This is a genomic window from Capnocytophaga sp. (genome assembly GCF_030532915.1).
Lineage (GTDB): Bacteria > Bacteroidota > Bacteroidia > Flavobacteriales > Flavobacteriaceae > Capnocytophaga.
This window is the reverse complement of record NZ_JAUNKD010000039.1, coordinates 1-9081: the sequence shown is the minus strand read 5'-3', so window position 1 is coordinate 9081 and position 9081 is coordinate 1. Positions and strand designations below refer to the sequence as shown.

Annotated in this window: 9 protein-coding genes; 3 read left to right on the top strand and 6 right to left on the bottom strand. The window is 40.6% G+C overall.

From position 1 onward, the window contains the following. Positions 1 to 113 precede the first annotated feature (113 nt). The 6 genes from Q4D72_RS10370 to Q4D72_RS10345 form a co-directional block, all read right to left on the bottom strand. Complete coding sequence (locus Q4D72_RS10370; RefSeq protein ID WP_303077791.1) at positions 114 to 803, bottom strand: hypothetical protein; 690 nt, start codon at positions 801 to 803, stop codon at positions 114 to 116. Between the two features lie 10 nt (positions 804 to 813). Further along, the gene (locus tag Q4D72_RS10365) at positions 814 to 1146 is read right to left on the bottom strand and encodes a hypothetical protein (RefSeq protein ID WP_303077790.1); all 333 of its coding nucleotides are present in this window, start codon (positions 1144 to 1146) and stop codon (positions 814 to 816) included. 53 nt (positions 1147 to 1199) lie between these two features. After that, positions 1200 to 1499, bottom strand: a complete 300-nt coding sequence (locus Q4D72_RS10360; protein WP_303077789.1) for a hypothetical protein — start codon at positions 1497 to 1499, stop codon at positions 1200 to 1202. Then, positions 1496 to 2017: a hypothetical protein gene (locus tag Q4D72_RS10355; protein ID WP_303077788.1), complete on the bottom strand. Its 522-nt coding sequence runs from the start codon at positions 2015 to 2017 to the stop codon at positions 1496 to 1498. Before Q4D72_RS10355 ends, Q4D72_RS10360 begins: the two co-directional genes overlap by 4 nt. 54 nt (positions 2018 to 2071) lie before the next feature. Continuing rightward, positions 2072 to 2875, bottom strand: coding sequence for a hypothetical protein (locus Q4D72_RS10350; protein ID WP_303077787.1), 804 nt, complete (start codon positions 2873 to 2875; stop codon positions 2072 to 2074). Between the two features lie 253 nt (positions 2876 to 3128). After that, positions 3129 to 3992, bottom strand: a complete 864-nt coding sequence (locus Q4D72_RS10345) for a lysophospholipid acyltransferase family protein (RefSeq protein WP_303077786.1) — start codon at positions 3990 to 3992, stop codon at positions 3129 to 3131. A 54-nt stretch (positions 3993 to 4046) separates the two neighbouring features. Here Q4D72_RS10345 and Q4D72_RS10340 point away from each other — a divergent pair, with 54 nt between their 5' ends. The 3 genes from Q4D72_RS10340 (at position 4047) to gcvP (ending at position 8551) form a co-directional block, all read left to right on the top strand. Then, complete coding sequence (locus Q4D72_RS10340) at positions 4047 to 4691, top strand: rhomboid family intramembrane serine protease (RefSeq protein WP_303077785.1); 645 nt, start codon at positions 4047 to 4049, stop codon at positions 4689 to 4691. A gap of 80 nt (positions 4692 to 4771) precedes the next feature. After that, the gene (locus tag Q4D72_RS10335; RefSeq protein ID WP_303077784.1) at positions 4772 to 5446 is read left to right on the top strand and encodes an SIMPL domain-containing protein; all 675 of its coding nucleotides are present in this window, start codon (positions 4772 to 4774) and stop codon (positions 5444 to 5446) included. 252 nt (positions 5447 to 5698) lie between these two features. After that, positions 5699 to 8551, top strand: coding sequence for an aminomethyl-transferring glycine dehydrogenase (gene gcvP / locus Q4D72_RS10330; RefSeq protein WP_303077783.1), 2853 nt, complete (start codon positions 5699 to 5701; stop codon positions 8549 to 8551). Positions 8552 to 9081: the final 530 nt, after the last annotated feature.

Here is a 9081-nt window from a genome sequence, read left to right as displayed (position 1 = left end):
GATTTTTGTCGAACACGGATTTTTGGCACAAACGGATTCAGCAAAAACGAATTTGACGAAAACGGATTTTCAGCAAAAATGGATTTGGCGGAACGGATATATCCGTTCCCTACTTATTTTTCCAATGTAATTCCGTGGGCGACAGCAAATTTCAAAATCTCTTCGCCCACAAAACTGCCGTAAGTGAAATCAAAACGGTCAACGGTTTGTAATCGCTCGTAGGATTTGTAAAATTTGTCCTTATAATTGCATTTTTTCACGAAATTATTCAAAAAAATCGCGGCTTTTTCCTTGTCGCCCTGCCAAAATACGAAATAAAACGGCGTAAGGTGGTCGTGTTTCATATTTTTGTTAAAAATCGTGCCGTTTTCCAGCAAAAAATCAATGGCTTTATCTTTATTTTCAAAAAGTTCAAAGATGGGCAAGGCATATTCCTTCAAATTTTGCGTAATTTCATCGATGTTCGGCTGAAAACTCAGTCCCGCCAAGTTCCAATCACGCCAGTACTGACGCGGCGTGAGGTAGCCGAGTTGCGTGGTGTAAACGACATCTCCAATCCCCTGTTGGTTCGTTTTTTCTTCCAGCCATTTTTCCATTTTTTTGGAATAAATTGCGATGTGCGGAAGGATGGAAACACTGCCGCTGTGGTTTCGCATACTGGTGTGAAAATAAATCTGAAAATCAAGGGTTTTGTCTGGGCTGGTGCGTTTTAGCTTTCTGCCCTTTTGCGTAACTTTAAAATCAGGAAAGGCTTGGGCAATTTGACCACAAGCGGACTCAAAAATTTCTTTCGGACTTGTCATTGTATTTTGTTTAATTATTAATTTCTTCAAAATGAGTGCATTGAAATTGCAAAGGCGTAAGATAATCGCATTGAATTTTACAAACGAACTTATCTGTATCTTGTTTAATATCAATGTTTTGAATTCGGACAAAAGTATCGGTTTCGCCGTCTTCGGTTAAAAAATCATTCACTTCACCGAGCCATTTTTGGAGTTTTTCGCTTTTATTTGACAGGAAAAACCGCAACAAAACGGGCGTTGCTTCCGAATAAAAAACCGAATAAGGTAAAATCCATAAATTCAGCGTGTTATCGGTAAAATCGGCTTTTTGCAAACCGCCATCGTGATAGTTGTATTTGGTCATTTTTTAAGTTTTTTAAAGTTTAAAACGATACTACATTTTCCGCCCAAAACGAATTATAAAAGTAATAAATTTTGGACAAAAGTTCTCTGTTCAGCCATATTTTCATCAAAAATCAATCGATTTCCAGCCTCATCGGTTACAAAAATAATATCTTTCACACGCGTACCATAACCGCCTATGGCATCTGTGGCAAAAAATCGTAAAATGTTTGTTTTTAGATGTTTATCGTTGGTAATTTCCCCAACCATTTCGCCTTTTGAAAAATGAAAAAGTTCGGTACTATGAACATTTTCGATACACCAACCATAGTCCAGCAACAAATCCATAAATTGATTTAATTCGTGATGTTTCATTTCTTTTTAAAGATAATTTTGCTTAATTTTTTGTTGTGTAACATATCCGTTATACGGTGCGCCCCTATCCAATACACGGCACCCAAAAACAAAGGCGTAAGCGAAATAGACAGCCAATGCAATCCAAAAAAATAGTATATTAAACACAAAATCAACATAGTAACGATTTCAAAAATAAAATAATTTTTTTCGCTCACTCGTTCTTTGATGATGGAAATGTTGCTTTTAGGTTTGTTGATTCTTTCGATTACTTTTTTGGTAAAAGCATCAAGTGTAAAAGTGCTGTCGTAATCCGAAAGAGTGAAACAAATTCCAAATTCCAGTTCTATTTTTCGCATAAAATTTCCGTGTTGATTAGCACCGCGAAACGAGTTGCGAATTTGGTCTTTTTCACTTGGCGGAAACAACAAAAAGTCCATAAAATGAGTAGCTTCAAAAGGTGTATTCGCTTTTTTTCGGCACAAATGAAACACCTTTAAAATGCGTTCTCTAACTTCCTTTTCTGTATTGTTTTTCATTTCTTTTTAAAAATAATTTGACTTAATTTTTTTTGTTGTATAATATACGAAAAATCACTCTAAAATATCGGCAATCATATCGTAAATAAATTGTGTTTTTCCGCCGTAAAATCGGGGTTCTTCGGTGATTGTGTCGTAGATGTCCTCCAAGTTGTGGGCTGGGGACAAAGTCCAGAGTTTGTAGGGCGAAAATTGTACGCGTCCGATTTTTTGGAGTTGGGGCAGAATCGCGCCTAAATCCTTGTGATTGAACCAACAATCGGTTTTCAGGGCAAAGGCTTGATTGTCCTTTCCACAAGCGATTTTGCTGTTTAAAAAATCGTCCATCGTTGGAAATGAGTCGCTTAAATATTGCGTACACGCCAAATGATATTCCAATTTCCGTGGCGACTGCTCCACCATCGAAACAACGCATATTCCGTAGCCCTGTGGCATCGTAACTACCAGAACATCACCCAGTTGAAAGTGAGGCGTTTTGGCTTTGGTGGGCTTGGGTTGTTTGATGGGTTTGGGGTTTTCGCTTCGGATTTGCTCTGCCAATTTGTCCAAGGCTTTTTGCCGTTGGTTTTGGGCTTTGGCATCGATTTTCAGCCAGTGGTCGGTGGCTCCTTTTTCGATGAGGGTCAGTGTTTTTTGCCGAATTTCGTCAGGCAACTGCCCGATTTTCCAAAGGGAAAACGCCAGTGCCGTCCAATAAATTTCGGTGTGGAGTGGGTCGGTGCAACAATTTTGTTCCTCGCCCAGCCAGTCCTGAATGATGGTTGCCACCGCCTCGCGGTTTTTGTACCGCTCGATGATGTCGTTGTAAATGTCGTACGCCGCATCGCTGTCAATGATTTTAACGCCGTCTATTGCCATAGTTTTTGTTTTTTCTGCTTCCGAGAAGGGAAGCCATTAATCAATTGACAAAGGTAATGATTTTTTTCGGTTGTGTTTCGTAAATACGTAATTTATTACATATCTGTGTTTTGTCGTTCACAGATACGCGACAAGCGGAAGGGGAGTGGTTTTCTCTTTGGGAGAATTGAGGAAAAGCGCAATAAACCTGTTTTTCTAAAAAACAATTACGATAAAATTAGTTATATATCATTGATTTTTAGTGTTGTAATTCTTACATTCGTTTAAAACGATTGTGCGTCCAGAGGTAATATTCGGGTTGGTTGTAAATTTGTTGGTTTAGGCGTTCAAAAAACAAATCTGTTATTTGGTAATTAGTTGTTTCTGTGGGGTTTGTAGAAAGTATTTCAAATGTGGTTTGGTAATATCCACGCTTGATTTTTTCGATTTTGGCAAAGCACATCACGGCATCAAGCTGTTTTCCCATTCGTTCTGCGCCGGTGAAAACAGGCACGCGTAACCCCAAAAATGGTCGGCGGTAACTCTTTGAACTGTTGGGCGCTTGGTCGGCAGCGAAACCGTAACAACATACCAAACCTTGGTCTTTATGTCGTTTCATTTCCGCAGAGGCTTTGTATCGTGAAAGTAAAAAACTTTTGTGTTTTGTTCGTATTTTTTGTACAAAACGATCAAAATATTTGTTACTCAATGGTGAATAAAGCGCATAAGGCTTGTGTTCCAGATTGTAAGCCAACGAAAGCAACCATTCGTAACTGGCGTAATGCCCGCACATTAAGATAACGCTTCGGTTTTCGATGCCGTTTTGTTTGAGCACTTCTGCGTTGGTGTAGGTCATTCGCTGTTTCATCTGGTTTTCGGTCATTCCGTACGATTTTATCATTTCTAAAAACAGGTCGCAAAAATGTTTGTAGAATTTTTTTTCGATTTGCAATCGCTCAGAATCGGTTTTGAACGGAAAGGCAATCGTTAAATTTTTACGAACAACTTTTATTCTGAATTTCAGTAGTTTATATATGATAATATACGTAAAATCGGATACCCAATACAACAATCGGAAAGGAAGTTTTGACAAAATCCAAATGCAGGGGTATGCCAAAATGTATGTCAATAAATCCATTAATGCCAAAAATTTGTGCAAATATACTTATATTTGTCCGAAAAAATCAAAATAATGGGAAAATTACATTTTGCAACGCTTGCCTTGATGGCGGTCAATGTGTTGTTTTCAATGAAGGGATTTAAGGATTATTCCTTTTTTGAAAAATATAAATTTGGCATTCGCCAGATTCGGCAAGGTGAGTATGTTCGTTTGTTGAGCAGTGGTTTTTTACACGCCGATTGGCAGCACCTTATTTTCAATATGATAACGCTGTATTTTTTTGCTGATATTATCATTTTGTATGCCGGATTTGTGCAATTCGTATTACTGTATTTGTTTGCTTTGGTGGTCGGGAATTTGTTTTCTTTTTACTTTCATCGCAATGAACCTTACTACACGGCTGTGGGTGCAAGTGGCGCTGTATCAGGTATTTTGTACGCATCCATTCTGTTTAACCCAAAGATGACCATCATTGTTTTTGTGCTTCCGATGCCGGGTTATTTATTTGCAATAGGGTATTTGCTCTATTCAATTTACGGAATGAAATCACGCACTGACAATATCGGGCATTCAGCACATTTTGGAGGTGCGGTTAGCGGACTTATCTACGCGCTTGCTTACGACCCGTCGTTGGTGCAGCGAGAGCCTTTGTTACTTGGTGCAATGCTCATTCCCATTGTGTTATTGTTCGTTTTCCGAAAGAAAATCTGGCGATAACAAAAAGAATTTGGAAAATCAATATTTTTTAACAAAATGGCACATAAATTGCCAGTAATAACACTTAAAAAAGAATCACAATGAAACAGTATTTAATTTTATTTTCGTTTGTAACAACTATGATTTCAGCACAAAACATTCCAACGGTAAGCGTTACGGGCGAGGGCGTCGTTTATGCCACCCCCGACCTTGTAAACATTTCATTAAGTATTGAAAATGAAGGGAATGACGTAAAATATCTTAAACAGAAAAACGGTGAAGCCGTGGCAAAAGTTATTCAACTGCTTACGGGTGAATTGCCAATGGAAAATTTTCAAACTAGCCACGTTTCACTGCGTAAACACTACGATTACAACACTAAAACCTACAAGTATCACATCTCACAGGGCATAAAAATCAAATTAAACGACATCAGTAAATACGAATCACTGATGGAAGCCATTTTTGAAGCCGGTGTAAATCAAGTGGATAACGTTTCGTTTGATGTTAAAAATAAAGAAAATTTGTTGCGTGAAGCACGTGCGGCGGCAGTGAATGACGCACGACAAAAGGCGCTATTTTATGCCGTTAGTTTAGACCAAAATATCGGCAAAGCGTTATCAGTTAGTGAATTGAGTTCCGATTTAGTGATGCCCCGCAATGCGGAATTTATGGTAACGGGAAAAAGCAGTGGTGAACCCAAACAAACCTTAGCCGTTGGTACCATTGCAATTAGCGCCAAAATTAATGTAAGTTTTCTGTTAGTGAAAGAGTAATTTGGTTATCTTTTATTTGCAACGTGTTAAAAATGGTTTTTATCCGATAAAATCAAATTATATTACAAAAAACGACGATAATATCGTCGTTTTTTGTGTTTTTTAAGATGTTTTGTTCGGGTTTTATGCAATAATAATTAAACTTTGGTGTTGTTGAATATGCCACAAAAAAAGTCAGACCAAAAATTTGGTAGTTTGCTTAAAAAAATCGTAAATTTGTACGTTTAATTTTATAAAGAAAAGAACTACATAATGAATACAGAAAAATTTGAATTGCGTCATATCGGAATTGCTCAAAACGACCTTCCGCAGATGCTCAGCGTAATTGGTGCTGACAGTTTAGACCAATTGATTGACCAAACCATTCCGCAACACATTCGCTTAAAATCGCCTTTACAACTTCCCAAAGGCATCAGCGAGTATCAGTTTTTGCAACACGCCGGCGAGTTGGCTGCCAAAAACAAGGTGTTTAAATCGTACATCGGGTTGGGGTATCACGAAGCCGTTACCCCGTCGGTTATCAAACGAAATATTTTCGAAAACCCCGGCTGGTACACCGCCTACACACCCTATCAGGCTGAAATTGCACAAGGTAGGTTAGAGGCGCTGCTCAACTTTCAAACCGTGATTATCGACCTTACGGGAATGGAAATCGCCAACGCATCGCTTTTAGATGAAGGAACTGCCGCCGCCGAGGCAATGGCTATGTTACTTGATTTACGCAGCCGCGACCAGAAGAAAAACAACGTCAATAAGTTTTTTGTTTCTGAAAGCGTGTTGCCGCAAACTCTTTCGGTGTTGCAAACGCGTGCCGTTCCGTTCGGCATTGAATTGGTGATTGGCAATCACGAAACTACCGAGTTGGACGCTTCGTTCTTCGGTGCGATTGTACAATATCCTTCCGGAACGAACGGCGAGGTGTATAATTATGCTGATTTTGTTGCCAAAGCCCACAGTTTGGACATCAAAGTGGTGGTTGCCGCCGATTTGTTAAGCCTCGTGCTACTGGAAGCTCCCGCCAAATTCGGTGCCGATGTGGTTGTCGGAACCTCGCAACGCTTCGGAATTCCGCTCGGATACGGAGGGCCGCACGCCGCTTATTTCGCTACCCGTGAGGAATATAAACGTGCCTTGCCCGGGCGAATCATCGGGGTTACCATCGACGCGGACGGAAATCCTGCCCTGCGAATGGCGCTCCAAACCCGCGAACAACACATCAAACGCGATAAAGCCACGTCCAACATCTGTACCGCTCAGGTGCTTTTGGCGGTAATGGCAGGAATGTACGCCGTTTATCACGGTCCAAAAGGCTTGCAATTCATCGCCCAAAAAGTGCATTCGGCAACCGTAACGCTTAAAAATCAGTTGGAAAAACTGGGCTATGCGGTAAAAAACAAAAATTTCTTCGATACGCTTTCCGTGAAGGCAAACGCTGAAAAAATTAAATCGCTTGCCGAAAGCAAGCAAATCAATTTCTATTATCCCGATGCCGAAAACGTACATATTTCATTAAACGAAACCGTTGGTGTTGAGGAACTTAATGCTATTTTAGAGGTTTTTGCAACGGCGGAAGGAAAAGCGAAAGTGGTTTTGACTTCTTTGGAAGAAAACACCGCCATCGCACCGGAATTACGTCGTCAAAGCGAATTTTTAACCGCTCCGGTGTTCAATTCGTATCACAGCGAAACCGATATGATGCGTTATATCAAGAAGTTAGAACGAAAAGATTTATCGCTAAACCATTCAATGATTTCGTTGGGTTCTTGTACGATGAAACTCAACGCCGCCACCGAGATGTTACCGCTCAGTATGGGGCAATGGGCTAATATTCACCCGTTTGTTCCTAAAAATCAAGCCGAGGGTTATCACGAAATGCTTTCCGAACTTGAAAAAGCCTTATCAGTCATCACCGGATTTGCCGCCACGTCGTTGCAACCCAATTCGGGAGCTAATGGCGAGTATGCCGGCTTGATGGTTATCCGTCAGTATCATATAAACAACGGTCAGGGGCATCGAAATATCTGTTTGATTCCGTCATCGGCTCACGGAACGAACCCCGCTTCGGCAGTAATGGCAGGAATGCAGGTGGTAGTTACCAAAACCGACGAAAAAGGAAATATTGACGTTGCCGACCTGAAAGAAAAAGCTGAAAAACACAAAGATAACTTGGCTGCGGTGATGATTACCTACCCATCAACGCACGGAGTGTTTGAGTCGTCAATTGTTGAAATTATTGATATTATCCATAAAAACGGCGGACAAGTGTATATGGACGGTGCGAATATGAACGCCCAAGTGGGGCTTACCAATCCGGGGACAATCGGTGCGGACGTTTGCCACTTGAATTTGCACAAAACGTTTGCCATTCCGCACGGTGGAGGCGGGCCCGGCGTTGGACCTATCTGCGTTGCCAAGCATTTGGCTCCGTTTTTGCCTACCAATCCGATTGTGCCGACCGGTGGCAGTGAGGCAATTACGGCGATTTCATCGGCTCCGTTCGGAAGTGCTTACGTTTGTTTGATTTCGTATGCTTACATCAAGATGTTGGGCGGCGAGGGCTTGACAAACGCCACGCGATACGCTATTTTGAATGCTAACTACTTGAAAGAAAGTTTGAAAAAGCATTACGAAATTCTGTATACGGGCGAACAAGGCAGAGCGGCTCACGAAATGATTTTGGATTGTCGTCCGTTCAAGCAAAACGGCATCGAAGCCATCGACATTGCCAAACGCTTGATGGATTACGGTTTCCACGCACCAACGCTTTCCTTCCCTGTGGCAGGAACGTTGATGGTTGAGCCTACCGAAAGTGAAAGCAAAGCCCAACTTGATTTGTTCATCGATGCGATGGTTTCTATCCGTCGGGAAATTGAGGAAGCCACGCCAACCGATGAGACCAACGTACTGAAAGAAGCGCCGCACACGCAGGCGATGCTCACTTCTGATACGTGGAACTTGCCGTATAGCCGTCAGAAAGCCGCCTTCCCGTTGGAGTCTATTGCCGAGAACAAGTTCTGGCCTACCGTCCGCAGGGTGAACGATGCCCACGGCGACCGTAATTTGGTTTGTTCTTGCGCTCCTATCGAAGTGTATATGGAGGGGTAAAAATAGTTTGAGAATATTTGAACGTTTGAGGTGGTTTGAAGCAATCTTAAACGCGTAGTGTCAAACTCCCGGTGTTAAACGATTTCAAATAATCTTAAACGCACCGCTTCAAACAATTTAAATGATAATATGTTACCTTTGGCAAAGTTTGAAAACTTTGCCAAAGGTTTTTTATGTTTATATAGGTTATTTTGTTGGTGAAACGATTTATTTATAATTTTATTTTTCGTAGTTCACTGCTGAATTGGTTTGTGTTGTGTTACCTTTGTCAAAGTTCGAAAACTTTGACAAAGGTTTTTGCGTGAATTTTTCGTGATTCACCACTGATTTGACTTGTGTAATATTTTATTTTTCATATATCGCTACTGAATTGGCTCGTGCTGTTTTATCTTTGTCAAAGTTCTAAAACTTTGACAAAGATTTTTGCGTGAATTTTTCGTGATTCACTACTGAATCAGCTCGTATATAATTATATTTTTAATGTTTCACTACTGAATTAGCTTGTGTAACATTTTATTTTTCATATTTCA

Coding starts and splice junctions, on each gene's coding strand:
- Q4D72_RS10355 (WP_303077788.1), bottom strand. CDS start 2,017: ATGAAAAACAATACAGAAAAGGAAGTTAGAGAACGCATTTTAAAGGTG.
- Q4D72_RS10345 (WP_303077786.1), bottom strand. CDS start 3,992: ATGGATTTATTGACATACATTTTGGCATACCCCTGCATTTGGATTTTG.
- Q4D72_RS10370 (WP_303077791.1), bottom strand. CDS start 803: ATGACAAGTCCGAAAGAAATTTTTGAGTCCGCTTGTGGTCAAATTGCC.
- Q4D72_RS10335 (WP_303077784.1), top strand. CDS start 4,772: ATGAAACAGTATTTAATTTTATTTTCGTTTGTAACAACTATGATTTCA.
- Q4D72_RS10360 (WP_303077789.1), bottom strand. CDS start 1,499: ATGAAACATCACGAATTAAATCAATTTATGGATTTGTTGCTGGACTAT.
- Q4D72_RS10340 (WP_303077785.1), top strand. CDS start 4,047: ATGGGAAAATTACATTTTGCAACGCTTGCCTTGATGGCGGTCAATGTG.
- Q4D72_RS10365 (WP_303077790.1), bottom strand. CDS start 1,146: ATGACCAAATACAACTATCACGATGGCGGTTTGCAAAAAGCCGATTTT.
- Q4D72_RS10350 (WP_303077787.1), bottom strand. CDS start 2,875: ATGGCAATAGACGGCGTTAAAATCATTGACAGCGATGCGGCGTACGAC.
- gcvP (WP_303077783.1), top strand. CDS start 5,699: ATGAATACAGAAAAATTTGAATTGCGTCATATCGGAATTGCTCAAAAC.